This is a genomic window from Acinetobacter sp. 24-47-39 (assembly GCF_056783825.1).
The window spans coordinates 54,604-80,872 of record NZ_JBWYIP010000002.1 but is presented as its reverse complement, the minus strand read 5'-3'; the positions used below and the strand labels follow the sequence as shown (position 1 = coordinate 80,872).

The 26,269-nt window shown below is 39.2% G+C and carries 18 protein-coding genes; 8 read left to right on the top strand and 10 right to left on the bottom strand.

The features are described from left to right. Positions 1–8: 8 nt before the first annotated feature. From AC1M9C_RS03095 to msuE, 3 genes are all read right to left on the bottom strand, one after another. On the bottom strand, positions 9–1,157 hold the full coding sequence (locus tag AC1M9C_RS03095; protein ID WP_481953251.1) for an MFS transporter: 1,149 nt from the start codon (positions 1,155–1,157) through the stop codon (positions 9–11). A 308-nt stretch (positions 1,158–1,465) separates the two neighbouring features. Then, positions 1,466–2,575 (bottom strand): dimethylsulfone monooxygenase SfnG, encoded by a 1,110-nt coding sequence (gene sfnG / locus AC1M9C_RS03090; RefSeq protein WP_481953205.1) that lies wholly within the window; start codon positions 2,573–2,575, stop codon positions 1,466–1,468. Between the two features lie 29 nt (positions 2,576–2,604). After that, positions 2,605–3,342: an FMN reductase gene (msuE, locus tag AC1M9C_RS03085; RefSeq protein ID WP_035265789.1), complete on the bottom strand. Its 738-nt coding sequence runs from the start codon at positions 3,340–3,342 to the stop codon at positions 2,605–2,607. Positions 3,343–3,718: 376 nt separating this feature from the next. Here msuE and AC1M9C_RS03080 point away from each other — a divergent pair, with 376 nt between their 5' ends. Beyond that, positions 3,719–4,369: a response regulator gene (locus AC1M9C_RS03080; protein ID WP_035265788.1), complete on the top strand. Its 651-nt coding sequence runs from the start codon at positions 3,719–3,721 to the stop codon at positions 4,367–4,369. Between the two features lie 61 nt (positions 4,370–4,430). Here AC1M9C_RS03080 and AC1M9C_RS03075 read toward each other — a convergent pair whose 3' ends face one another. Together AC1M9C_RS03075 and AC1M9C_RS03070 are read right to left on the bottom strand one after the other, a co-directional pair. After that, positions 4,431–5,198, bottom strand: a complete 768-nt coding sequence (locus AC1M9C_RS03075; RefSeq protein ID WP_481953204.1) for a hypothetical protein — start codon at positions 5,196–5,198, stop codon at positions 4,431–4,433. A 425-nt stretch (positions 5,199–5,623) separates the two neighbouring features. After that, positions 5,624–9,115 carry a hybrid sensor histidine kinase/response regulator gene (locus tag AC1M9C_RS03070; protein WP_481590142.1) on the bottom strand — a complete coding sequence of 1,164 codons (3,492 nt, stop codon included), beginning with the start codon at positions 9,113–9,115 and terminating at the stop codon, positions 5,624–5,626. 183 nt (positions 9,116–9,298) lie between these two features. Between AC1M9C_RS03070 and AC1M9C_RS03065 the strand changes: the two genes are divergently transcribed. From AC1M9C_RS03065 to betT, 4 genes are all read left to right on the top strand, one after another. Then, entirely contained in the window at positions 9,299–9,631 is a 333-nt protein-coding gene (locus tag AC1M9C_RS03065) for a DUF485 domain-containing protein (protein WP_035265779.1), read from the top strand. 1 nt (position 9,632) lies between these two features. Further along, positions 9,633–11,339 carry a cation acetate symporter gene (locus AC1M9C_RS03060; RefSeq protein WP_481953203.1) on the top strand — a complete coding sequence of 569 codons (1,707 nt, stop codon included), beginning with the start codon at positions 9,633–9,635 and terminating at the stop codon, positions 11,337–11,339. A gap of 136 nt (positions 11,340–11,475) precedes the next feature. Continuing rightward, a complete protein-coding gene (locus tag AC1M9C_RS03055; protein ID WP_481594493.1) occupies positions 11,476–12,165 on the top strand; it encodes an ion channel in 690 nt (229 codons plus the stop codon). A 226-nt stretch (positions 12,166–12,391) separates the two neighbouring features. Beyond that, a complete protein-coding gene (gene betT, locus AC1M9C_RS03050) occupies positions 12,392–14,362 on the top strand; it encodes a choline BCCT transporter BetT (RefSeq protein ID WP_481953202.1) in 1,971 nt (656 codons plus the stop codon). Positions 14,363–14,425: 63 nt separating this feature from the next. Here betT and omp33-36 read toward each other — a convergent pair whose 3' ends face one another. Continuing rightward, positions 14,426–15,361: a porin Omp33-36 gene (omp33-36, locus tag AC1M9C_RS03045; protein ID WP_481591857.1), complete on the bottom strand. Its 936-nt coding sequence runs from the start codon at positions 15,359–15,361 to the stop codon at positions 14,426–14,428. Between the two features lie 821 nt (positions 15,362–16,182). Here omp33-36 and blaOXA point away from each other — a divergent pair. Further along, on the top strand, positions 16,183–17,076 hold the full coding sequence (gene blaOXA, locus AC1M9C_RS03040; protein WP_481953201.1) for a class D beta-lactamase: 894 nt from the start codon (positions 16,183–16,185) through the stop codon (positions 17,074–17,076). 487 nt (positions 17,077–17,563) lie between these two features. Beyond that, positions 17,564–19,270 (top strand): GGDEF domain-containing protein, encoded by a 1,707-nt coding sequence (locus AC1M9C_RS03035; protein WP_481586854.1) that lies wholly within the window; start codon positions 17,564–17,566, stop codon positions 19,268–19,270. Between the two features lie 191 nt (positions 19,271–19,461). On the opposite strand, the gene AC1M9C_RS03030 is transcribed toward AC1M9C_RS03035, so the two are convergent. From AC1M9C_RS03030 to tenA, 4 genes are all read right to left on the bottom strand, one after another. Then, positions 19,462–20,307: an AbiJ-NTD4 domain-containing protein gene (locus tag AC1M9C_RS03030; RefSeq protein WP_481586853.1), complete on the bottom strand. Its 846-nt coding sequence runs from the start codon at positions 20,305–20,307 to the stop codon at positions 19,462–19,464. Between the two features lie 101 nt (positions 20,308–20,408). Beyond that, a complete protein-coding gene (gene uvrA, locus AC1M9C_RS03025; protein ID WP_481586852.1) occupies positions 20,409–23,240 on the bottom strand; it encodes an excinuclease ABC subunit UvrA in 2,832 nt (943 codons plus the stop codon). A gap of 255 nt (positions 23,241–23,495) precedes the next feature. Continuing rightward, the gene (locus AC1M9C_RS03020; protein WP_180028470.1) at positions 23,496–23,867 is read right to left on the bottom strand and encodes a hypothetical protein; all 372 of its coding nucleotides are present in this window, start codon (positions 23,865–23,867) and stop codon (positions 23,496–23,498) included. A 172-nt stretch (positions 23,868–24,039) separates the two neighbouring features. After that, complete coding sequence (gene tenA, locus AC1M9C_RS03015) at positions 24,040–24,714, bottom strand: thiaminase II (RefSeq protein WP_481586851.1); 675 nt, start codon at positions 24,712–24,714, stop codon at positions 24,040–24,042. Between the two features lie 316 nt (positions 24,715–25,030). On the opposite strand from tenA, the gene AC1M9C_RS03010 reads away from it, so the two are divergent. Next, the gene (locus tag AC1M9C_RS03010) at positions 25,031–26,116 is read left to right on the top strand and encodes a DUF475 domain-containing protein (protein ID WP_179999088.1); all 1,086 of its coding nucleotides are present in this window, start codon (positions 25,031–25,033) and stop codon (positions 26,114–26,116) included. The last annotated feature ends 153 nt before the right edge of the window (positions 26,117–26,269 follow it).

Here is a 26,269-nt window from a genome sequence, read left to right as displayed (position 1 = left end):
TACGCAGATCAATTGGTTCTAGGTAAAAAGAAGGTCAATAAACCCAGTAGTGGTAAGTATGAGCTAAAGTGAAATACCCAACGAATACCTTGATGATCTGCTACATAGCCCAAAGCTGCTGCCGCGATACCGCTGATCCCAAACATCAAACCAAACATCAAACCAGAGACCATGCCGACACGACCTGGCATCGCTTCTTGTGCATATACAACCATTGCTGAAAATGCGGAAGACATAATCAATCCAGCAAGAATCGCAAAGATACACGTCCACATCAAATTCACATGTGGCATGAGTAATGCAAAGGGTGCCATGCCAATAAAGGAAATCCAAATGACAGCTTTACGACCTATTTTGTCACCGATAGGGCCGCCAGCAAAAGTACCGATTGCTACTGCGGCTAAAAAAGCAAATAAATAAAGCTGAGCTTGTTGAATACTGACCTGAAACTTTTCGATCAAATAGAAGGTATAGTAATTTCCAATGCTTGCAATGTACGTGAATTTTGCAAACATTAACGCACAGATAATCACAATTCCCTGTACAAGTTTAGAACCTTTCAACGGTGTTGATTGCTTGGCTTTTACTGCTGAAGCAGCTTGAACACCATATTGAATGGTCCATCGACTTATTCTGTAAAGCAGATAAATAGCGAAAATGGCAAATATCATGAGCCAAGCAACTGAGGCTTGGCCGTTCGGTACAATGATTGCTGCGGCCAACAGTGGCCCAACGGCAGAGCCGCTATTACCACCCACTTGAAAAGCGGATTGAGCAGTTCCGAAGCGACCACCTGATGCTGTTCTCGCTACTCGTGAGGCTTCTGGATGAAAGGCAGATGAGCCCACACCGATGAGTGCTGCTGAAATCAGTAAGATTGGAAAAGTCCATGCAAATGCCAGCAGAACGATACCTAGCAGTGTAACGCACATACCCAAAGGGAGGAGGTAGGGCTGAGGATGCTTATCAGTGTAGAGTCCAACCCAAGGTTGCAGAATAGATGCAGTCATTTGATAGACCAAAGAAATAATCCCGATTTGGGTAAAGCTCAAGTCAAAATTGAGTTTCAGCATGGGATAAATGGCTGGTAAGCAAGACTGGATCAGATCATGTAATCCATGCGCTAATGCAATAGCGAAAATAATATGAACCGCCATTTTATTCGCTGAAGCACTAGAGGAATTGTTTGAATGTTCTATTGATTGAATTGAACCCATAAGGCTGTGCTGTCTTCATTTTTGAGGTGATTATAACCGTGCAACAGCGGAACAATGTACGATTTATTCAATTTTTGATGTACTGTTGCTGATCAGATTATATGAACTATCCAATAAAAAGCCCCCAAGCCGAGCCTTGGGGGTTAAGTTGCTACTGCATGACGCTATTATTATAGTTATCAGGGTCAAAACAAGACTGAACAAAGCGCTGATTTCATTCAGATCGTTGTTAATTAATCGAAGACCAATTAAGCTGATTTAGCGGTGATGTGTTGTTGCTGTTCAGCTTCGAGTTTTCGAACTAAAGGCAGTACTTTTTCACCAAAATATTCAACTTCCTCTATAAAATGTAAGAAGCCAGATAAGATCAGATCCACACCAACTGATTTTAATTCAACGATACGTTCAGCAATTTGTTGCGGTGTACCGATGAGATTTGTTTTGAACCCGTCGTTGTATTGGACAAGATCTTCAAATGTTGATTTTGCCCAGTTACCTTCACCTTCTTGAGTTGCGGCACCTGCTTCACGAGTTGCATCACCAAAAGCATTGACTGCTTCTACATTTGCATTGTCAATGATTTCTTGAAGTACAGCTTTTGCTTCCTCTTCAGTATCACGAGCAATGATAAAGGCATTCACCCCAATTTTGACTTGATGGTGATTCAGCTTGGCTTTTTCACGGATGTCATCAATCTGCTTTTTAATTTCAGCAGGCGTGTTTCCATTGGTGAAATACCAATCAGAAACACGAGATGCCATATCACGTGCGGCACGCGAGCTACCCCCTTGGAAAATTTCAATATGTGGGCTTTGAACAGGTTTTGGCTTCAAGGTGTAGTCTTTAAATTGATAATATTTTCCATCAAAACTAAAGTTATCCTGCGTCCAAATGCCTTTTAAGCTACGAATAAACTCCTCTGAACGTGCATATCGTTGATCGTGTTCAGGCCATTCTTCACCGATGGCATCAAATTCACCACGGAACCATCCGCTCACAACATTAATAGCGATACGACCATTGGTTAAATGATCAATTGTCGCGAGCTGTTTAGCCGCCAGCGCGGGTTTCCAAGGGCCTGGTAAAATTGCTGCGATTACACGTAATTTTTCAGTTTTTGCCAATAAGCCATGACTAAAGCTTACAGATTCATGCTGATTCTCCGCACCGTATCCTGCCGTGAATCGAATCTGTGTCAAAGCATATTCAAATCCACTTTTTTCAGCAGCTTGCGCGAGTCGAACATTGTAGTCGTAGCTCCAGTCTGTTCGTTGTTCAACATTACTGACGACAAGACCACCACTGACATTTGGAACCCAATAGGCAAATTTAATCGCTTGTTTTTGTGCATTAGACATGGCTTATACCCTCATTGATTCAATTATATTTATGCCACTTCAATTTTTGGGGCAGCATTATTCTTGTGATGCAAGCGTGACTCTGCTGCATCTAAACTTGGTACTGCTGCTGAAGGTAATACTTCTTCTTGTTCAATTTGTTTGTTAATGCCCAAGTTTTGATTGGCTTGTTGGGTTTTATCTTTCACAACCTCAGCACGTTTACCTTTGGCTGGTGCCCACTCTAAAATTGGTAAAGCACGAGCAATGGCTAAGGTAATGCGCGCACGTAATAGTTCACTGTGAATGGTGTATTCAGGCGTAAAATCACGATCAGTTGCATAAACGCCAATTGGCAAAGTCTGTGCTTGGAAGAAGCTAAATAAAGGACGCAATTGATGCTCAAGTACTAAGGCATGGCGATCACTGCCCCCTGATGCAGCTAGTAATACAGGCACATCAACCAGCGCAGTTTGTTCTACAAAGTCAAAGAAATGTTTAAATAAACCTGTGAAAGATGCGCGATATACGGGCGTTCCCACAATCAACGCATCCGCGGCTTCAACAGCAGCAAGATCATCTTGAACACGTTGCGGCAGCTGATTGCGATAAATGGCACCACCTAATAAATGACCGATTTCGCTAAATTTAATAAAATGCACATTAATAGGTGTTGCTTCACCTAACTCATCCAAAATCGCTTGAACAAGCGCTTCAGTTTTTGAAGGATTATTTAGACCGCCAGAGACAGCAACGATATTTAATGGTTTTTGTTGAGCAGTAGACATAGTACAAACCTAAAAATTTAAAATTAATCTCGGATGCACTATTTATGTGGATTTATGCTTATTCTGTAAAATAAGCAAAATAAGAATAAATATCATTTTTGCGTATATGGCGATAATTAAATCTTTTTGAGATACAAATAAGTGATAAATAACTGAATAAACGTATATTTATGATTATGAATAAGCTATTTCAGTATTTGAATAAATTTTATATTTAAAAGTGATGTGCTTATCGAATTTTCAAAATTACATAAAAAAATCGCGTTTGTAAGATTTAGCCCGACATTTTCTGCAAAAATTCGTTAATATTTATATATCCTTAACAGCTATAGCACAGTTAGTATATTGATTGTGTTTGAGATCTCTCGCCTCGCTTATGAATATTTTAATCGTTGATGATCATCCACTGTTTCGTCATGCTTTAATTCAAGCAGTTCGTTACAGCTTACCGCAAGCCCAAATCCATGAAACAGCTGCTGTTAATGAATTTTATGAACGTTTAGAAAAAGGTCCTGAACCAGATTTAGTACTTTTAGATTTGAATCTTCCAGGTGCATCAGGCTTCTCAGCGTTGGTGCATGTGCGTGCACAGTATCCATCGTTACCAATTATTGTCGTATCGGCGCATGAAGAAGTTTCAATTATTCAACGCTCGATTGCACATGGTGCAATGGGCTATATTCCAAAATCAGCGCATCCAAGTCACATTGGTGAAGCGATTCGTCAGGTATTAGAAGGGGATATGTGGTTACCGCCAAATCTGCCTGCGAATTTAAACTTTGATCCACGTGCTGCAGATGAAACAGCTTTAGCAGAACGTATTCAATCTCTAACACCACAACAATTCCGAGTGTTAATGATGGTGGCGGAAGGTTTGTTGAATAAACAGATCGCATACGAACTTGATGTTTCTGAAGCAACGATTAAAGCGCATGTGACCGCGATTTTCCGTAAATTAGGCGTTCAAAATCGTACACAGGCTGTATTAGCGATTAATGCATTAAACATCGAAGAAAAACGTGTTTAATTGATTCTTAGATTTGAAAAAAAGACCTAATCAAAGGTCTTTTTTTCGATGTGTATCTACTTTAGGCTAAACAGTCCTGTTTAGGTGTCAACTCATTACAATATAGAGGATTGAGTGCACATTGAAGTTCATCAATTTGATCTTGTGTTACATAGCCCTTACGTTTTAAATATTCTGCAACGCGATCATCTCTAAGACTTAAAAAAGCGGCATCATAAACTTTCAGATCAACAAAGAATGCAGCCGTTTCAAGCCCATTAAAACGATCTAAAAACACCTCATTGCCATACATGAGAAAAATATGATCGAAATCTGCATGTGCATCGATGCCTAATTTTTCTGCGAGTGCAAGCGGCGGTGTTTTGATAAAGAGTAAATCTGAAATTTCATCAAACTGCGTGGTATCAAGCGTATTTTCACCAGTTTTCACTTTACCAAGCCAAGCTTTAAATACCAAAACGGCACCACCACGCAACAACATACTCCACACTTGATGACGCGTATGTTCATCTAAATCTCGGCATTCTGATGCTAAACGTTGAATAAGTTGATTTTCTTGTTGTGCCAATTTATCAAATAAACCTAAGCCTTGAGGGTGATAAGCTGCTGGTGTAAATACATCAAATTTTAATTGTTCAAAAACCTGTAAAGCCAAAGGTACTGCAGTTTGGTAAATCTGTTCCAAGGCACGTACATGTACATTTTTTAAGGATGTAGATGGAAAAATTTCTTGCCACTTGATTTCAGGCAAAATTGCATTGGCACCATATTGGCGATGAAATTCGTGATTACGATCTAAACCATGTGGCATAGCTTCTGAAATGTTCATTGCAAGACTCCATTTGATACTTTTATTCTCGAGAAAATTTGAGGCACTTTGATTGCTTTAATCGAAAGAAGATGTGCTGATGGCTAGATTTAGAATTATGTTGATTGCAATAAGAATAAGACTAAAGTATTAATTTTTATTTGATGAGTAAATTTGTCATCTAAAAACATGATGTTAGTAAACTTGTAACTATTTGTTTTAAATGATATTTCAACTTTTGATGTGTTTTGCCATAGAAAATCGGACTTTGATTTTTTTGGTCAATTGCCAACGCTCTCTTTAGCTTTATTTTGTTCTCTTTTGCCACCTCTAAAGCTAAGGTCTGCCAATCATTGTAAAGTATGGTGTGAATATGTATAAAAATCACCCAGCTCTTCTTGGAAAAACTGGGTGATGAATGTATCAAAATATGACTATTTCGAATCTTATTTTGAAATTTTTAAACCTGATAACCATGAACGTAGAGAGGCAGGTTTGAGAGGTTTTTTCAATAGGACAATATTCAGCTCTTTGAGTCTTTGCGGAAGCTCAGGATCTGAATCAGCTGTAATCAATGCCACAGGTACATTTTCTTGACGATGGTCTACAATAAAATCTAATCCTATTTTATTTGAATTCAGGTGTTGATCGACCAACCAAACTTGAATGTTCTCTTGTTGAATAATCTCAAGCGCTTGTTCAGGTTCTGTGGCTTTAAACACTTGATAACCCCATTTAGTAAGCAAAGTTGCCATGCCTTCTAAAATAGTTTCATCATTGTCTAAACATAAAATTTTATACGCTGCAGATTTTAATGGTGTGGCTTGAACTGGTGCGGTCACAACCTTTGGTGCATCGATGAGTGGGACTTCAATCATAAAACATGAACCCTTACCCAACTCGGAATACACATGCACAGGATAACCCAACATGCTGGTCATTCTCTGAACGATAGCGAGTCCAAGACCTAAACCTTGTTCACCCCATGGCGAGGTATGTCCACAACGTTCAAACTCTTGGAAGAGTTTAATACGTTGTTGTTCAGCAATCCCTGGACCAGTATCCCAAACACCAATACGAATATGGTTTGCTCTTTCTGCTGAACGTAACACCCCAACAATTACACGACCTTTTGCTGTGTATCTTAGAGCATTACTGACAAAGTTTTGAATAATACGGCGAATCCATTGAGGATCTGTATCAATCCAGAACTTCACGTCATGCACTCGGAAGGAGATTGCTCGTTGTGCTGCAATTGATTTAAATTGTAGTTCTAAGTCACTCAATAGGTCATGTAATGGATAGGCTTGTCGTTTAGGTTGTATTGTTCCACCTTCTAAACGTGCAATGTCTAATAATGCAGAAAGCATACTCTCCGCACCATGTAAGGCACGATCGAGTTGCTGTAGCGTTTTAGCATCTTCTTCATTTTGAATGCTTTGTTCTAATGCCGTACTGAATAACCGTGCAGCGTGCATAGGTTGAAGTAAATCATGACTTGCTGCAGCAATGAATCGACTTTTTGACATATTGGCTTTGTCAGCTTGTTCACGTGCCAATTGTTGTTCTGCCAAGGCATTGGCAAGTTGTTGAGTACGATCTTGAACGCGTCCTTCAAGTAGCGCTTCAGTTTCTCGGAATGCCGTAATATCAGCAAATGTCGTCACGAAGCCACCGCCTTCGATTGGATTTCCTCGCATTTGGATAACACGACCATCTTTACGAATACGTTCAAACTCATGAGCGCTACCTACTTTCATCCAATGAATACGTTTACGCACGTGCTCTTCAACGGAACCAGGTCCACATTCACCGCGCTCTGCGTTGTATCGGATCAAGTCTGCAATCGGGCAGCCCACATATACCAAATCTTTTGGATAATCGAATAAAACGAGATATTGATTATTCCATGCGACTAAACACATATTTTCATCGACAACACTTACCCCTTGGGTCATGTGGTCGATCATGGTCATAATTAGATTTTGGTTAAAGCGTTGCCATTGTGATGCTTGGTCTAGAATATTAGCGACCTGTCCAAGTGCTAATCCATTGTTAACCATGGCTGTAGTGAGTAGGGTACGTGCCGATGCAGCTCCAATCGTACCAGCAAGATATTGTTCAGTGAAACGCCACCACATCCCATTGGCACTGCTGTTTTCGTTTAATATCACATTATTGGATAAGCAGAATTGATTAAACGCATGCATGGTCGGACCTTCACCCGTAATCCGTTTGGCAAGCGTGATCAGGTCACCCACTTTTAATCGTGCGACATCATGATGTAAATAATTAACTTCATTTGAGGTTTGTTGCGTTTGTAGGGGTTTTGTTTCGTAATAGAAGAAACTTTCTGCCTGTATTTGCTCAGCAATACTTGGACGATAAATTCGTGAGATCCAGATGTAGAGCACGATATTTAAGCCAAGTGACCAAATTACACCATGTGTTAATGGCGCAAATGATTCAAAACCAAGTAATGCTTCAGGCTTTAATAAGTCAAATCCCAGAGGTCCAAACATCAGAAACGAATAGGTAAATTGATAATATTCATCTGGTAAACTTCTTAAAATTGTTGGTAAGAGCAGTGTGTAACTCCACATCACAAAACCAACGATCAGACCGGCATAGACCCCTTGTTTACTTCCACCACGCCAGTACAACCCCCCAATAAGTGCAGGTGCAAACTGTGCAACAGCACTAAATGCCAAAAGACCAAATACTGACAGCTGATCAATGTCATTAAAGAAATGGAAGAATAAGAATCCAAGTAGCATGACCGCCAAAATACATACGCGACGTGTGAATTTCAGCATTCGAGGTAAACGCTTGTCATGACGAGAAATCCAACCCAAGCGCCATAGCGCAGGCATAATCAAGTCGTTACTGAGCATGATTGAGAGTGCGACTGAAGAGACTAAAAGCATACCAGTTGAAGCCGAAAATCCTCCAAGGAATGCTAAGAGCGTTAGCCATTCTTGGTTATAGCTCAAAGGCAGTGACAGCACGGCAACATCAGGGACTGCCATGTATTCTGGTGCAGCATGAAGTGCCCAACTTGCAATCGGAATAATCGCGACAACGGTTAAAATGATGTAAGCGGCAAACCATCTGCGCGCACCACGAATATGTTTTTCATCACGTAATTCAACTACAGCAACATGAAACTGGCGTGGCAAACATATAATCGCTAATGCTGCTAAAAGTGTTTGAATCCAAAAGGTATCTGGCACGCCCATCAGTTGAATTTCATGGAAGGTTTTGGATACGTCTGCGGAAACTTGAATGAGGTTTTCGGGGCGTTCAAATAAAAAGAAAAAAGCGACACAGAGGAGTGCAAATAATTTAACAAAGGATTCAAAAGCGACTGCCAGCATTAAACCACCATGCTGTTCGGTGTTGGCAATCTGACGTGTACCAAACATCATAGCCAAAATTGCGAGAACCCCTGTAAGTGCAAGAACACCATTGGTGGTCAGATTCATCACTTCTGAATCTTGTTGCAACATCACGGATGCACTGAGTGCAATGGCTCTCAGTTGTAAGGCAAGATAAGGAATGATGGCGATCACGGCTAAAATGGTGACGAGTGAGGCGAGAGGTCCGCTTTTGCCATAACGTGCTGCCACAAAGTCAGCAATTGAGGAAATAGCATGGTGCTGACGTACCCGACCTAAGCGACGCCAAATATCATAACCAAACCAGACAAACAGAAGTGGGCCTAAGTAGATTGGAAGGAAAATGATCCCTTCACGAACAGCAGCACCCGTTGCACCGTAGAATGTCCAAGACGAACAGTACACGCCTAAGGTCAAACTAAACAATAACATGCGTCCACGTGGGCTGAGCCGACTGGCATGTTTTTCACCAAAAAAGGCGCAAATAAAAAGGATGAGGATGTAGAGGGCGAGTACCCCAATAATCAACCAACTGTTCATAGGACTTACACTTGAGAATCTCGTGTAATGATAACGCATCCATGAACTGTCACGTTCAAATTGATCAAAATTTAGCGACCAAAGTCTAAATTACAACCAATGCAAAATCTTGCTAATTTAAAAATCGGAATAATTTAAATAAAAAAAATGACCTACGGTTGGGTCTCATATGGAGTCTTGTTTATGGATGAGAGACAAGTAGAGCAAATTCTACAGAATCCCAAGTTCAAAGAAATGGTCAAAAAGAAAAGCACACTGAGCTGGACATTGACAGGCATTATGCTGTTTGTCTACGTTGGTTTTATGCTTTTAGTTGGCTATAACAAAGAATTTTTATTGTCATCGCTTTCAGGTGGTGTAACCACTTGGGGTATCCCTCTAGGATTAGGCATCATCGTGCTGTCTTTCTTGTTATGTGGTGTGTATTCGTACATTGCCAACAATAAGCTCGATCAATTAAACGAAGAAGCTATGCGCGAAGTTGAAGCCATCACTCACGAGAAGGGACTACACTAAGATGAAATGGAATTCTTTACTCACATTTGCAGGGACTGCAATGTTATCTGGATTGGCATTCGCAGGTCCTGATTTAGGTGCAGCAGAACAACAAGCAACAAATTGGCCTGCGATTATCATGTTCTTGATTTTCGTCGGTGCAACGCTGGGGATTACCAAATGGGCAGCTAAACAAACCACAAACACCAAAGATTTCTATACCGCAGGCGGTGGAATTTCTGGTTTCCAAAATGGTTTAGCCATTGCTGGTGACTATATGTCCGCAGCATCGTTCCTTGGTATTTCTGCGATGGTTTTCCTGTCAGGTTTCGATGGCTTACTCTATTCACTTGGTTTCATGGTAGGTTGGCCTATCGTACTTTTCTTGATAGCAGAGCGTTTGCGTAACTTGGGTAAATACAATTTATCTGACGTTGTATCATTCCGTTTACAAGAAAAACCTGTACGCACACTGGCAGCGTTAAGCTCTCTTGTTGTTGTTGCATTCTACTTGATTGCCCAAATGGTCGGCGCTGGTCAGTTGATCAAGCTTCTGTTTGGCTTGAACTATAACATTGCTGTCGTCATCGTCGGTCTGCTCATGATGGCATACGTTATGTTTGGCGGTATGTTAGCGACAACATGGGTGCAAATCATTAAGGCAGTGATGTTGTTGTCAGGTGCTACCTTCATGGCATTTATGGTGATGAAAGGTGTTGGCTTTAGCTTCACTAATATGTTTGAGCAATCGATTCAAGTATTCTCTAAAGTACATGATTTAACCTTAGATGATGCAACGAAAATCATGGGACCTGGTAGTTTGGCATCAAACCCAATTGATGCGATTTCTCTTGGTTTAGCATTGATGTTTGGTACAGCTGGTTTACCACATATCCTCATGCGTTTCTTCACAGTAAAAGATGCGAAAGAAGCACGTAAATCAGTTGTTGTTGCAACAGGCTTTATCGGTTATTTCTATCTTTTAACTTTCATCATAGGTTTCGGTGCGATTCTCTATGTATCGAACAACCCGCAATTCCTTGATATTGCTAAGATGGCAGTGACTGGCAAGCTAGAGCTTGTTGGTGGTAATAACATGGCTGCGGTTCACTTGTCTGATGCTTTAGGCGGTGACTTGTTCATGGGCTTCATCTCAGCGGTTGCATTTGCCACGATTCTCGCGGTTGTTGCTGGTTTAACTTTGTCAGGTGCTTCAGCTATTTCACATGACCTATATGCGAATGTATTTAAGAAAGGACAAACCACACCTGAATCTGAACTTCGTATGTCTAAAATCGCGACTTTAGGTCTTGCGATCTTTGCGATGATCTTGGGTATCTTGTTCGAGAAACAAAACGTTGCCTTCATGGTAGGTTTAGCATTCTCTGTTGCTGCATGTGCAAACTTCCCAGTGCTTGTACTTTCAATGTTCTGGAAAGGTTTAACAACGCGTGGTGCGGTTGCTGGTGGTGTTGTTGGATTAGTTTTAGCGGTTGTACTCATCGTACTTTCTAAAGCAGTTTGGGTAGATACGCTTGGTATTTCTGATACACCAATTAATCCATATAACGGTCCTGCATTATTTGCGATGCCTTTAGCATTCTTCTTCTGCTGGTTATTCTCTGTGACAGACAATTCTGCACAAGCGCAAGCTGAACGTAAAGCATTTGATGCACAGTTTGTACGCTCACAAACAGGTATTGGTATTTCTGGTGCATCAGACCACTAAGCCATACTGATGATGATAAAAAGCCCCTTTAAGGGGCTTTTTTCTTTACCAAATTTCTATTTTAAATGACATACAATTCATCAACTGTCCGCTATGCTTTCATTCAAACAAAACAATAAAAATAGTTGGAGTTGAGATGAGGTTAATATGCCGCGCGATACGTGATCTGGTACGTTTACCATCCGCTTGTCTACTGATTTTACAGCTGCTGATTTTATTCCTCGCAGTGGTATCAAGTCATGATTTGGCTTATCGCTCCATGACTTGGATTCTCGGTGCTTTAGTCCTTCTTATTATTGCTAAAGTCATCAAAATGACCCCAATTTTTAGTGCTGTAGGTTTATTTGGGGTACTAGGGGCTCTCATTTTTTCTTTCTTGATTCTGATTGGATACCATCAAGCCTATATTCAAATTACAGCGCATGTATTTGAAGTTATCGCGTATACGACAGCGGCTTATGGTTTGGTTCGATATATGTTCGAAGACCGCTATTTGACCAAAGATGAATTATTTGCGGCAGCGGCTGTTTTTACTTTAATTGCATGGAGCTTCGCATTTTTGTATAGCATCTGCCAGCTATATGACCCACTGAGTTTTAGCATAACGCCTGAACAATCTGTTCAACATAGTTGGTTAGATTTGTTGTTTCTCAGTTTTAGTATTCAGTCGGCAACAGGTCTTTCAGATATTATGCCCTTGAGTCCGCTGGCGAGACTGATTGCCATGATTCAAATGTTTAGTGGAGTCATGTATCTGGCTTTGATTGTTTCGCGCTTAATTGCACTGCAATACATTGCTCATTTGCCAAAGCATCAGGATGATTAAAACAGAACGTTACATCTTGCTAACGGCATTCATCTGCAAAATCATGAATAATAAGTAATTAGATCAAAAAACAGTCTCCGATGCTCTATATTGAGTCGATTTTTCTATTCCGTCTTTGATGAAACTAACTCGGCTTTGTATGAGGTTGAGAATAAATGATCTCATTTCATATAGCGTTTTATCCAGTTTGAAGCGTTTCACCGAAAAATAAATATATAGGGGAATTATGTCTTCTCAGCATCCTTCATGGTATTCAAATGTGAATCCACGTGTTTTTATCAGCACGGTTCTCATCATTTTTGTATTTTTAGCCACTGTGGTGTTATCTCCTCATGGTTTTGAATTAATTACTCAGCAACTGAACCAATGGATTACGGATTCTTTTAGTTGGTTCTATGTTTTAGCAGTTGCCATATTTCTGATCGTGCTGGCTTATATCGCAATTTCTGAATACGGCAAAATCAGGCTCGGCCCAGATCATAGCCAACCGAGTTACAGTAATGGCTCTTGGTTTGCAATGCTCTTTACCGCAGGTATGGGTATCGGCTTGATGTTTTTTGGAGTAGCAGAACCTGTAATGCATTATGTCTCTCCGCCAGTCGGTGATGGAGAAACGGTTATGGCAGCGCAGCAAGCGATGCGAGTGACTTTCTTCCACTGGGGACTTCATGCATGGGGAATCTATGCATTGATTGGATTGTCCTTGGCCTATTTTGCTTATCGACATCAATTGCCTTTAAAAGTACGTTCCGCGCTTTATCCGATCATTGGAAAAAAAATTCATGGTCCCATGGGGGATGCCGTAGACACATTTGCCACGATTGGAACAGTATTTGGTGTGGCGACAACATTGGGTTTTGGTGTAACGCAAATTAACTCAGGCTTGAATTATTTATTTGATGTTCCTCAATCAGCAAGTACACAAGTGATACTGATTATTATCGTCAGTACATTGGCATCACTGTCCGTTTTTCTAGGTTTAGAAAAAGGAATTAAACGGTTGTCTGAGTTGAATTTGGTATTGGCAATAAGTTTATTGCTCTTTGTATTCTTCGCGAGTTCTACCATTTATCTTTTGCAAACCACAATTCAGAACATGGGTCAGTATGTTTCTAATCTCTTTACCATGACATTTAATTTATATGCTTATCAACCCAATGGTTGGATTGGTGGTTGGACGATTATGTATTGGGCATGGTGGATCTCATGGTCACCATTTGTCGGGATGTTTATCGCACGTGTGTCACATGGAAGAACCATTCGAGAGTTTATTGTTGGGGTTATGTTGATTCCTACTGGATTCACACTCATTTGGATGGGCTTTATGGGGAATGCTGCACTCTTCAGTATTATGCAAGAAGGCAATGAAGCACTGATGCTAGCAGTACAGAAGGATTCTTCTGTTGCATTATTCGAATTTTTAAATAGCTTACCACTCGCTTCAATCATGAGTGTAGTAGCAACATCGCTGGTTATTTTATTCTTTGTCACTTCAGCGGATTCAGGTGCATTAGTTACAGACTATTTGACGGCTAAAGGTGAAGGTTCACCGACATGGCAACGACTCTTTTGGACTGTGCTTATGGCGGTATTGGCAATTGTATTATTATTGGTCGGTGGGCTTGGTGCTTTACAATCTGCGACCATCATGAGTGCGTTGCCATTCTCCGTCATTATGCTTTTTATTTGTTGGGGATTACTCAAAGCCTTAAAAGTAGATTTAATTAAAATGAATGCTCTGCAAGAGGCGAGAATTACACCTCGAGCAATTCATCAACCACGGAGTTGGCAAAAACGCTTAGGATTGATTATGCACTATCCTCATTCTAAGGAAGAGGTTGATGTATTTATTGAATCTCAAGTATCTCAAGCATTAGAGCAAGTGCAGAAAGAGTTCAAGAGAAGACAGTTTAAGGTTAGTGTAAATCGATTGGCTGAAGGGGTAGAGTTGAGGGTAGATCATCATGACGAGTTGAATTTTGTATATCAAGTGATGTCACAAAGAACAACGCCACCGAGCTTTATGCCAGATACAATGGTGACTGAGCAGGATTATTATCAGGCGGAAGTGTTTTTAAGAGAGGGTGGACAGGCCTATGATGTAATGGACTGGACACAAGAAGACTTAATTCAAGATGTTATTGATCAATACGAAAGACATTTACATTTTTTAAGTGTAATTCGTAGCCCTGAGTAACTAGTGACTGATAAAAAAAGGACGCATTATGCGTCCTTTTTTGATTCTGTATCTAATAACTTATTAGAAACGGAATTTAGCATTTAAGCCAACAGTTTCAGTATCACGGCTAGAACCATTTTCAGCGTTAGCATTTACATAACTTGCACCAACAGCTACAGCTGGAGTGATGAAGTAGTTTACGTTAGCACCGATAGCTGAGCTTGGAGTGTCATTAAAGCTTGATTCAGTATAAGATACGCCTGCGCTTAACTGTGGATTGAAGTAAAGGTCAGATTTTAATTGGTAAAGTGTATCTTCACCGTATACTAAACCAGCTTCAAAGCCAATAGACATATTTGTATCAGTGATACCGCCTACATATTTAGTACGTGCTGTGATCGCATCTTGATCTTCAGCAATAGTACCTGTTTCAAGTGCTGAGAATACGCTGCCGTTGTTGATTGCTTTAAAGACATCAAAAGAGTATTGATCAGCAACGCTCGTATAACCTACAGCAACCAAGAAGTTTGGAAGTAACATTGCACCAAGTTCTAATGCATAACGATCGCCGTTACCATCTGCTAATTTAGCAACTTGTGGGTGGTTAGATGGATTGGTTGCAGTGAATTCATTTTTAGCATCAGTTTTTGAGTGGCTATATGACGCGCTTGCATATAAAGGAATAAGTTTAGTTGGGATATAAGCTTCAGCTTTTGCACCATAGTTATGTTGCTGAGCTTCAACTTTCTGATTAGCAGCTTTAATATCAGCAGAATATTCACCGAAGTTATAAGCCACAGATACATTAGATGCCTGATTTAAGAAAGCCGCTTCAGCTAAAGGACCTTTAGTTGAGTCTACATTCTTGAAGTAGTAAGTACCTTGTACAGAACCAGTGTAGTTATCATTGTTCAATGAGTCATCAAAGTATTCAGCAGCCCCTTGTACTTCAACTTGATATGCGTGTGCCCCAGTCATTGCTACTAATAAAGCAGTGGCTAAACTAATTTTTTTCATAATAGTTACCAAATAAATGTCGAATGAATATGCAGTAAATATTGTATTGTAACAATGTATTAAGTCAATGATCTTTAAGGTAATAGTCTGCTGGTCTAAATTTATGTTGTGTGTTATGTCTTGATACAAGAAGATTAAGAACATGAATTTTTGAACATTTTATTCAAAAATAACAATGTGATAAGGAGATTTTCAAGGTTGATTAAGCTAAAAAAATTGCATCGAAATTATACAAAAAAAAGATTATTAGAATCGGATAAAACGTATAAAGAAAATGTTAATTTACATGAAATTTAAGATTTTCGTTTAATTTTAACTCATTTTAAAATAAATAATGTGACTTTTTTCACCTACTTGGCTGTAAAGTGTTAGGTCGATTCGGAATTTCAAAGAGTTACGATCTTTGCAATTTAAGTTAATTTTCATATAATTACATGCTCGTTAACTAAGTTTTTTTTTATATTTAAATAAATTGAGTTTTACCTTTTAGATTTACTAAATATTATAGTGGTTATTTCTCTTATATACCCAGCTTTCTCCAAGGCTGGATTTTTTTTAACTTATATTTATTTGCACCATTATAGTGCATAATTGGGTGTATTCTTTATCAATACTGAGCAAAAAAAAACCTAGTTTTCTATGAAAACTAGGTTTTTTCGCCAAAACTTGAGGGAAATACAGAAATTCTGCTGAGGTATATTTCTATCTCGCCCTAATGTGGGGCATTATGCACCAGCATATTGCACATGTAAATAATATTTTTAAAAAAAGTGTTAAAAATAGACAAAAAAATTGGAAATAGTCTGTCAAAATTGAATTAAATGCATTGGTCAAATTGGAACATTGAATTGAAAGGAATCTACGTTGTTGCACTTGTTTTAACGTCTGTTTTTTTATCTGCCTGCCAGACCTTAGATCATATTAATCCGAGAACAAAAGCATACGATTTAAAAGATGATTCAATGCTGAATAGCAGTGAATCAAAGAATCAGCATCATATTGAGACCCTATTTAATCAGCAAAATATTCAAGGTGTATTTATCACCTATGATGGCAAACACGTTAAAACTTACGGTTCTGATCGAACAAGAGCAAAAGAAAATTTTATCCCTGCATCTACTTTTAAAATAGTGAATGCTTTGATTGGATTAGAACATCATAAATCAACTCGGTATGAAGTGTTTAAATGGGATGGAAATAAGCGTTCATTTGATAGTTGGCAACGTGACTTTACGCTTGGTGAGGCCTTACAAGCATCTGTTGTACCTGTGTATCAAGCCTTAGCACACCGTATTGGACCAACATTGATGCAACAGGAATTAATTCGAATTCAGTATGGAAATGCAAAAGTCGGGGATGAGATAGATCAGTTTTGGTTAAAAGGTCCTCTAGAGATTACACCTGATCAACAAGTTAAATTTGTTTATAGATTGGCACAGTTGTCATTGTCGTTTCGTAGAGATGTACAACAAGATGTAAGAGACATGATGTATGTCGAATCACGTGGTGCGAATAAGCTATATGCCAAAAGTGGTTGGGGAATGGATATTGAGCCTCAGGTGGGCTGGTATGTGGGTTTTGTAGAACAAGCCAGCGGTCAAGTCACCGCCTTTGCATTAAATTTAGAAATGAAAAATGGTGATAAAATTCAGCAACGGAAGGAAATCACTTTAGATATTTTAGATCGACTTGGTTTATTTCATTATTTACGTTAAAAGTCACATAAAAGATAAAAAAAACCCAGCCGATTGGGATGGCTGGGCTGAAAAAGGATGTTCTATATGTGGGAGAAACATCCGAGGGTAGAGCAAAATTCATTAAGCAAATCTGATATGAATCAGTGTCTTTGCGATGTAAGTATTATGGTTTAAAGGATGAAGTTTGTATAATGATTAAATATTATGCGCGTGATCTATTTTTTCGATGCTGATTAAGTGATCAAAATAATCATCTGATTTTAATTCAAAAAAATTAAATACTGCGAAATACATCACTTGTATATTGGTGGAAAAATAATTTAAATATTAAACAAAAAAAAATACGGCATTACAATAGTGTGATATTTATCACATTGTTTCTTAAATAAAAACTTGTGCTTTAAGTGCTTTTTAAGCATGGTTATATTGTAAAATATAACCAAGTTCAAAGAAATTTTATAAATCTCACCGCTTCATACGGTCTTTTATTTTAGAGGTAGTTTGGATGTTAAAATCACATTCCGAGCAAATTGGTCGCCGCCTATTTGTGTTCGTGATGATTATCGTCTTATCTATCCTCTGTATTTCAATCCCATTGGTCATTAGCCATTATCGCGAATATCAGAAATCACAAACAGCATTGATTGAAATTGAAAATCTTCGAGCTGTTGCTGCTCTAGCGAACCGTATTTCACGCGAGCGTGGCCCTGCGAACATGGCAATGTCGAGTTCACAAGAAGAGTTTGAAAAAAATAAACAAGCGCTTATTGAGTATCGCGCGGGAGTAGATGAACAAATTAAGGTCTCGATTCATCGATTAGATCAGTCTGGATATGATGGGTTAGAAGAGTACGTCGCTCAATACCTAAATCCAAAATTAGCGGAAGGTCGCAAACAAGTCGATCACTATATTTCGTTGCCATTTGCAGAGCGTACGCCTGAAGCTTTAGATCAAGCTATTCTTACAATGTTTAATGCGTGGGATAGCAGCCATGATTTACTGAAAAAACTGGTAATGCAGTCTAAAAGTAAAGACAGTTCGATGGGGCATTATTACACCATGATTTTGGTGTTAGCAGATTTGCGTGATCAGGCTGGACGTGTTGCTTCAAATGTAACTGCACATGTGACATTTCAGCAGCCGTTACCAAGTGACAATATTGCACGCGCATTACAAACGCAAAAACAAGTTCGCTATTTGTGGGATTTAGTGAATACCATCCAACCCGAACGCCATCGTACAGCTGAATTCGCTCGCTTACACCAAGAAGTGAAAACTCAGTTTATTGATCAAGGTTTACCTATCATCATGCGATTAATTGATGAAAGCCGAAAGGGACAACCTTATTTTTTATCAGGGACTGAATTAAGTGTAGCTGTATCTGGTAAATTCTTAACAGTTATCGATTTACAAGACTATTTGCTAAATAAGAGCGTTGAAATCGCAAAGTCAGAAAAAGACGCGAATCAACTGAACTTCCTACTCACTTTGATTGTCTCTTTAATTTCACTATTGGCTGCTTTATTTACGATGATCTATGTTCAACGTAAAGTTATTTCGCCGCTTATCATGGTGAGAGATAAATTAGTTGAATTGTCGTATGCCAATGCTTTGGTCGATAGTCATTTTATTGAAGATCAGCAGAAGCAAGTACATTCATTACACGAAGCGATGCAAAAACTTCAGAAAATGTTGCATCAACGTGATGAGTTTGAATTTGAATTAAAGAATATTGCCAATACTGATAAATTAACAGGTGTTTCAAATCGTTTTGCTCTAGAAGCTTATACCAAACTTATGGAAGCTCAGCCCAATAAGTTTACCCAAACGTGTTTGATGATTGTAGATATTGATTATTTTAAACAGGTTAATGATCAATATGGTCATGTTGCAGGGGATCAAGTCATTCAGCAGGTGGCAAATTGTTTAAGTCATAATGTTCGATCAACTGATTTAGTCGTTCGCTTTGGTGGGGATGAGTTTTTGGTGTTGATTGAAAATTTAGACTTAGCGCATGGGTTACGTGCTGCAGAAAAGATGCGTAAGAGTATTGGTGATTTACAATTTACAGATGAGCAAGGTCAATCATTTACGGTTTCGATCAGTGTGGGTGTCGCTGTCGGTGCTGATTCTTGGAAAGCCTTATTTGCTAAGGCAGACCAAGCATTATTTAGAGCGAAAGCACAGGGGCGTAATACGGTTTCAAGCTAAGATTATGTGAATATTGGCGGTAGTTACGTCCTCAATTGTCAGTTAGGTTTTTTATTAAATTTGCGTAGGAGTTTCCTACTTTTGAAAGAAAAAAAGTAGGCAAAATGCTTTTGTTTGATTGAGGACACATCCTTATATTCCAATCAAACGAGCGACATCCATGTCGCTTGTCATATCATTAAATTTCAGTTTTAATCTTTGGTTTTCTCAATTAAATAGTTAATAAAGTTGGTGCACGCAACGAGCATAAATTTAGCGTCGATATAGGTTAGATTAGATTCTTCTAACATTGCATGGCGAATACCATCGCTATCGGATGTATAGCCATAAAGTTGGCTTAAACTTCCTTTAAGTGCAGGGTGTAAACCGAATTGATCTTCAATAATTTTAAGTGCTTTTCCTAAAGTGGCTTTATCGTCTTTTGTAACAGTCTTGCAAATAGATTCGACCGCACTAATCGATTCTTTAATCGAGTTTCTGTAGTCAGGATTTTGGCGGTCGGACATAAGTGTTAGAGCTTGATTTAAATGTTGTTGAACACCTGAAAATGGATTTGAATTTTCTAAGGCTTCTTCGATAGATTGGATTTCTTCTTCTGATGTGATTTCGGTAATTTGATTGGCAACTAATCTATATACTGACTGCTCGGATTCTAGAACTACGTTAATTTCTTTTATAAATTTTCTGATATCAAAAACAGTTTTGTAATCAACATAGATAGAATTTTTTTGATTTTTTATGATGAATTCTATTAAATCATAAAATTTAAACCATTCACCTGCAAATAAGTGTTTCTTTATGAAAGCATTAAATTGTATAGGGGGAAGTATTTCATCAATCGGAATTTTAAAGAAGTTTTTGCATAGTTCTACTCTTAAAGGGGAAAAATGTTTAGCAATATTGTCATAAGATAAATCTTGAGAAAAAATATGCTCATAAAGTAAAGACCATAATTTATTTCTTAAACTTTCATCAATACTCTCTTTTTGAATAGTTTCTCGAACACTTTTATAACCATATCTTTCTGAAAACAGCATTGTTTCCCCTAATAAAAAAACGGTGAATTAATCACCGTTTTAGCATAAAATTTATTATTTAAAAATCCTCCCCCTCTTTGTTAAAGAGGCGTTAGGGGAGATTATTTCAACATCGGCTTTAAGAATCTCGCCGTATGCGAAACCTTATTTTTCGCTACTTCTTCAGGCGTACCTTCAGCAATAATCATACCGCCACCAGCACCACCTTCAGGACCTAAGTCCACAATCCAGTCGGCAGTTTTAATCACATCTAAGTTATGCTCAATCACCACAATGGTATTACCTTTATTGCGTAGCTCATGAAGAATATCCAAAAGTTTCGCAATATCGTGGAAATGTAAACCTGTGGTTGGCTCATCAAGCACATACAGTGTTTTACCTGTATCACGCTTCGCCAACTCACGTGCAAGTTTCACACGCTGTGCTTCACCACCTGAAAGCGTGGTTGCCGACTGACCTAAACGGATATAGCCCAAACCAACTTGATGTAAAGTTTCTAAACGACGATGAATGACAGGAATCGCATCAAAGAAATGCATGGCGTCTTCAACCGTCATCTCTAATACGTCAGAAATGTTTTTGCCTTTATAGCCGACTTCCAATGTTTCACGGTTATAACGCTTGCCGTGGCAGGCATCGCATGGCACATACATATCCGGTAAGAAATGCATCGCAACTTTAATCATACCGTCGCCTTCACAGGCTTCACAGCGACCACCTTTCACGTTAAATGAGAAACGACCCGCGGCATAACCACGCGCTTTGGCTTCTGGGGTTTGAGCAAAGAGTTCACGAATTGGCGTAAACAAACCTGTATAAGTTGCAGGGTTTGAGCGCGGTGTACGTCCAATTGGGCTTTGGTCAATATCCACGACTTTATCGAGGAATTGTAAGCCATCAATCGAATCAAATTTTTCTGCCGTTAACGTCGTTGCACCATTCAATTGTGTTGCTGCAAGTGGCAATAAAGTACGGTTAATTAAAGTCGATTTACCTGAACCCGATACACCCGTCACACAGGTCATCACACCTAAAGGAATGGTGAGATCAACATTCTTTAAGTTGTGACCACATGCACCCATCAATTTAATTTGCTCATCAGGTTTTGGCGGTTGCACACGCATTTTTGGCACTTCAATTTTTAACTTACCTGACAAGTATTTACCAGTCAGAGAGTCTTCATTGGCTGCCAATTCATCGTACGTTCCTTCAGCAATAACATGACCGCCATGGACACCTGCACCCGGACCAATATCAATAATATGATCAGCTGCGCGAATGGCATCTTCATCATGCTCTACCACTAAAACGGTATTGCCGAGATCACGTAAACGAACCAAAGTCTCCAGCAAACGGTCATTATCACGTTGATGCAAACCAATCGATGGCTCATCAAGCACGTACATGACGCCCATAAGACCTGCACCAATTTGCGAAGCCAAACGGATACGCTGTGCTTCACCACCTGATAAGGTTTCGGCTGAACGAGATAGACTTAAATAGTTCAAGCCGACTGATACAAGGAAGTGCAAACGCTCACGAATTTCTTTAAAAATCTTATCGGCAATTTCACCTTTGGCGCCTTCAAGATTGAGATCTTGATAATAGCTTTCAGCATCGCCAATCGACATTTTGGTGATTTCGGCAATGGTTTTGTCTTTGACACGCACATGACGTGAAATTTCATTGAGACGTGAACCGCCACAAGCGTCACACGCAGCATTAGATAAGTATTGTGCTAAATCATCACGCACATAGTTTGATTCAGTTTCACGGTAACGACGTTCTAAATGTGGTAAAACTCCTTCGAAAGCCATCACACGGTTATGACGGCGACCACGTTCATCGATATAGCTTAAGTCAATTTTTTCTTTGCCTGTACCGTAAAGGAATTTCTTTTTGGTATCCGCATCAAGTTCATTCCACGGCGTATCAAGAGAGAAGTCGAAGTGTGCAGCGACTTTTTCAATCATGCTGTAATAGTATGGACGCTGACGATCCCAACCACGAATTGCCCCTTGGCTAATGCTGACTTCAGGGTTTGGAATGAGTTTGTCAGAACTAAAATGGCTGCGTGTCCCTAAACCATCACAGACTGGGCAAGCACCAAATGGGTTGTTAAAAGAAAACAGACGAGGTTCTAATTCGGCAACGGCACGGTCACATTCAGGACATGAGTGTTTTGCTGAAAACACACGATCAGATTGCTCGCCTTTCATCCATGACAAAATAGCAATATCACCACCTAAACGCAGTGCGGTTTCAAAACTTTCTGCAATACGGTTGCCTAAGTCATCGCGGACTTTAAAACGGTCGACAACGACTTCAATGGTATGTTTTTTCTTCTTATCCAGTTCAGGCGGTGGATCAATTTCCATGATTTCACCGTCTACACGTGCACGGACGAAACCTTGGCTTTGTAATTGCTCAAATAAATTGGTGTATTCACCTTTGCGCTCACGTACAACAGGAGCAAGTAACAATAAAGCCGTACCTTCTTCAAGTGCTTTAACCGCATCAACCATTTCCGACACGGTTTGTGCCACCATCGGCAAGTCATGCTCAGGGCAGTAGGGTGTACCCACTCGAGCATACAACAAACGTAAATAGTCATAAATTTCAGTAATCGTACCGACCGTTGAACGTGGGTTATGACTGGTTGATTTCTGCTCGATGGCAATAGCTGGGCTTAAACCTTCAATCGAATCGACTTCAGGTTTTTCCATTTGTGACAGGAATTGGCGTGCATAGGCAGATAAAGATTCAACATAGCGACGTTGACCTTCTGCATATAAGGTGTCGAAAGCCAGTGAAGATTTACCTGAACCTGAAAGTCCCGTAATCACCACGAATTTATCGCGTGGAATATCAAGGTTCACATTTTTTAAGTTATGGGTGCGTGCGCCTCGAATACGGATATGACTTTGGCTCATAAAACATCTCGAAAATATGCTGAGTGAAGGTGATATATGATAGCGATTTAATTTTGTTCAAGCACAAATGAAAAATAAAACACGACAAATTATGTCGGTAAAATTTCATTGAACAGCAAAAGTCCACTGTAAAGTGCTTTGAGAGCTCCTGCAATCTGATTTTAAATAGATGAACAAGACAGAATCAATTCACAAATTTGATGTCATGATGAGCCATAGGATGTTAAATATAAGTGAATTTCGGGTGAATATTGATCAGCAAGCACGTGAATAGTGACGTTCGAAAATAGAGTCCACCTGTTCAAAACATATATGTCTTTCAATAGCATGATGTTGACGTGCGTAAAAATTTACTTCTTTTTCTAAGTGTTGAAGAAAATCGTTATATTCGGCTTCGAAATGTTGTAAATCTAGAAAATCAAAACGTATAGAGCTTGAACAAGAGTATTGAGCAATGAAGTCGAGCATTAAATTTTGAATATGATGATTGGTAAAATAAATGAGATATGTGGCAGCAGATCCACAGTGTGTACAGCCTTTTTCTAAATAAACTTCTTCATTATTTAACCAACAGCATTGTAAAGTGAAATATGCACGGATTGCTTCTGTTCCCAGTGAATGTTGCATAGAAAACCTCAAGTAAATTTTATTTATGATAATGAGAATTATTATCAATAGTAATTGTGCTTGAAGTTTGCTTTAAAATCCAGTTTTAAATCCATTTAAATCGAAATGAGCCTGAAAGTCGGCAATGCAGTTTAGATCACCGACCTTTAATTTGGTTATGCAGGTGATAGCATCATGAGTGATCTAGGCTTAACCATTGACGTTGATGATAAGCACTATCCCAGAATAAATATTCGAGTTCAGCTCCCCGTGTGTAAGCTTGATGCATTTTTTCAATGGTATGTTGATCGCTTTCTGCCGCAACTCGGTCAATAATTTCAATGACTTTGCGTACTTCTTCGTTGAAATGCTCGCCAGCATAAGTGTCAATCCACGCTTGATAAGGATTATTTGCAATATTACGTTTAAGAATGTCTTTGCCTACTTCCGCATAAATCCAATAGCACGGCAGTAATGAAGCTAAAACGACAGGATAACTCTCTGACCATGCAGTAGCTGTCAGAAATGAGGTGTAATGATGGCAAGCAGCAGTCAAAGGTGTATTTTCAAAATCAGCTTTAGTGATGCCAAATTCGTGCATAAAACCATTGTGCAGTTCACGCTCAACCACAATTGCTTCATTAGCGCCTTGCGTAAATTGAATAATGGCATCGGAGTCATATGCTTTAGCACCACAAATAGCCAATGCACGACCATAGGCAACTAGGTAATGCGCATCCTGGATGACGTAATGGCAAAAAACTTCTCGATCGAGTGTTCCAAGCGCCAGTTCTTGGTTAAAAGGGAGTGCTAATGTTTTTTGATATAAATCGTAGTTTCGTTGCCAAACGGCTTCTGAAAAACGCATAAATCCATCCTGAATAAAATTATCTCTAGGTATCATCTAAGATCATATCAATTTGTCGTTACAAAACTAGCTTGAGCGATACATCATCTTCAACAAAAAAATCATACGAAGAACTTTGGATAAATTTTGAAAACTCGTCATAATTAGCACAGTTTAATTGAGTGTCTTTTAGCGCTAGAAATCAGACATTCAATTTATAGAATTTTTACAAATCACTAAGCACAGACTTCGTTTAATAATCGTCATATAAAAACTCTAAGTTTATGTTTTGTAAAATTTTTATTGATTCACATCATTTTTATAAGGTCGCTAGATTATGTGGAAACATTTTGGTTTCTCTATCGTATTCACGATCGTGTGTCTTGCGCTGTCTGCCTATTGGGGTTATACCCATGGTCCAGAAGCTGGCCTCAAGACCATGTTCACCGTACTGACCATCACTGCAATTTTAGCTGTGATGGAAGTTTCACTTTCTTTTGATAATGCTGTCGTGAATGCTTCAGTGCTTCGTCATTGGGATCACTTTTGGAAAATGCTTTTCCTGACTGTGGGTATTCTCATTGCAGTATTTGGTATGCGTTTAATCTTCCCAATTGTGATCGTCGCGGTCACAGCGGATATGGGTATGATGGAAGTTGTCAATTTGGCATTAAATGACCCTAAAGAATATTCGGCACGACTGATGAATCATCATCCTGAAATTGCAGCATTTGGTGGTGCATTCTTATTGATGGTATTCCTTAACTTTTTCTTGGATGATGGCAAAGACACGCATTGGTTCAAATGGATTGAGCGTCGTTTAGCGAAATTGGCATCTGTACCTGCACTATCTGTATTTGTTGCTTTGGTGGCTTTACTGATCATGGCAGCTAATGTTGATGAAGCTAAACGCTTAGTCGTGACTATGGCGGGTATCTGGGGCATCGTCATTTATATTGGCGTACAAGTACTGAGCCATTTGCTGGGTGGTGAGCCTGAAATTGATGAAAATGGTAATGCAATTGGTCACGATAGTAATGGTGTGCCAACAGGCGTAGTCAAAGCAGGTATCGGCGGGTTCTTGTATTTAGAAGTATTGGATGCATCATTTAGTTTTGACGGTGTGATTGGTGCTTTTGCGATTACCTCAGATGTTGTGGTGATTATGTTAGGTCTTGCGATTGGTGCAATCTTTGTTCGTTCGATTACCATCTATCTCGTTGAAAAAGGCACTTTAGATGCTTACATCTATTTAGAACATGGTGCGCACTATGCAATTGGTGCATTGGCTTTCATTATGATTGCGAGTGGTACAGGTGTACATGTTCCTGAAGTGGTAACAGGTCTGATTGGTGTAGCATTTATTGTTTGGGCAGTGATTGCATCTATTCAATATAAAAAACGTCAAGCGCTACAAGGCTAGATGAACACATCAAAAAAAGCACAGCACAAGCTGTGCTTTTTTTGCTTAAGGCATTTGTTCTAGGGAAAACAGATGGTGTTGATCTTTATTTCAAATAAAATTCATGCCTGTTCATCAGCCGAATATTCTATAATCAAAGTAGACATAGAAATC

What these genes read in the sequence shown, in the direction of transcription:
- omp33-36 (WP_481591857.1), bottom strand. Translation starts at nt 15,361, where the DNA reads ATGAAAAAAATTAGTTTAGCCACTGCTTTATTAGTAGCAATGACTGGG.
- sfnG (WP_481953205.1), bottom strand. Translation starts at nt 2,575, where the DNA reads ATGTCTAATGCACAAAAACAAGCGATTAAATTTGCCTATTGGGTTCCA.
- AC1M9C_RS03060 (WP_481953203.1), top strand. Translation starts at nt 9,633, where the DNA reads ATGAAATGGAATTCTTTACTCACATTTGCAGGGACTGCAATGTTATCT.
- AC1M9C_RS03055 (WP_481594493.1), top strand. Translation starts at nt 11,476, where the DNA reads ATGAGGTTAATATGCCGCGCGATACGTGATCTGGTACGTTTACCATCC.
- AC1M9C_RS03030 (WP_481586853.1), bottom strand. Translation starts at nt 20,307, where the DNA reads ATGCTGTTTTCAGAAAGATATGGTTATAAAAGTGTTCGAGAAACTATT.
- uvrA (WP_481586852.1), bottom strand. Translation starts at nt 23,240, where the DNA reads ATGAGCCAAAGTCATATCCGTATTCGAGGCGCACGCACCCATAACTTA.
- AC1M9C_RS03065 (WP_035265779.1), top strand. Translation starts at nt 9,299, where the DNA reads ATGGATGAGAGACAAGTAGAGCAAATTCTACAGAATCCCAAGTTCAAA.
- AC1M9C_RS03070 (WP_481590142.1), bottom strand. Translation starts at nt 9,115, where the DNA reads ATGAACAGTTGGTTGATTATTGGGGTACTCGCCCTCTACATCCTCATC.
- AC1M9C_RS03010 (WP_179999088.1), top strand. Translation starts at nt 25,031, where the DNA reads ATGTGGAAACATTTTGGTTTCTCTATCGTATTCACGATCGTGTGTCTT.
- AC1M9C_RS03035 (WP_481586854.1), top strand. Translation starts at nt 17,564, where the DNA reads ATGTTAAAATCACATTCCGAGCAAATTGGTCGCCGCCTATTTGTGTTC.
- msuE (WP_035265789.1), bottom strand. Translation starts at nt 3,342, where the DNA reads ATGTCTACTGCTCAACAAAAACCATTAAATATCGTTGCTGTCTCTGGC.
- betT (WP_481953202.1), top strand. Translation starts at nt 12,392, where the DNA reads ATGTCTTCTCAGCATCCTTCATGGTATTCAAATGTGAATCCACGTGTT.
- tenA (WP_481586851.1), bottom strand. Translation starts at nt 24,714, where the DNA reads ATGCGTTTTTCAGAAGCCGTTTGGCAACGAAACTACGATTTATATCAA.
- AC1M9C_RS03095 (WP_481953251.1), bottom strand. Translation starts at nt 1,157, where the DNA reads ATGGCGGTTCATATTATTTTCGCTATTGCATTAGCGCATGGATTACAT.
- AC1M9C_RS03075 (WP_481953204.1), bottom strand. Translation starts at nt 5,198, where the DNA reads ATGAACATTTCAGAAGCTATGCCACATGGTTTAGATCGTAATCACGAA.
- AC1M9C_RS03080 (WP_035265788.1), top strand. Translation starts at nt 3,719, where the DNA reads ATGAATATTTTAATCGTTGATGATCATCCACTGTTTCGTCATGCTTTA.
- blaOXA (WP_481953201.1), top strand. Translation starts at nt 16,183, where the DNA reads ATGCATTGGTCAAATTGGAACATTGAATTGAAAGGAATCTACGTTGTT.
- AC1M9C_RS03020 (WP_180028470.1), bottom strand. Translation starts at nt 23,867, where the DNA reads ATGCAACATTCACTGGGAACAGAAGCAATCCGTGCATATTTCACTTTA.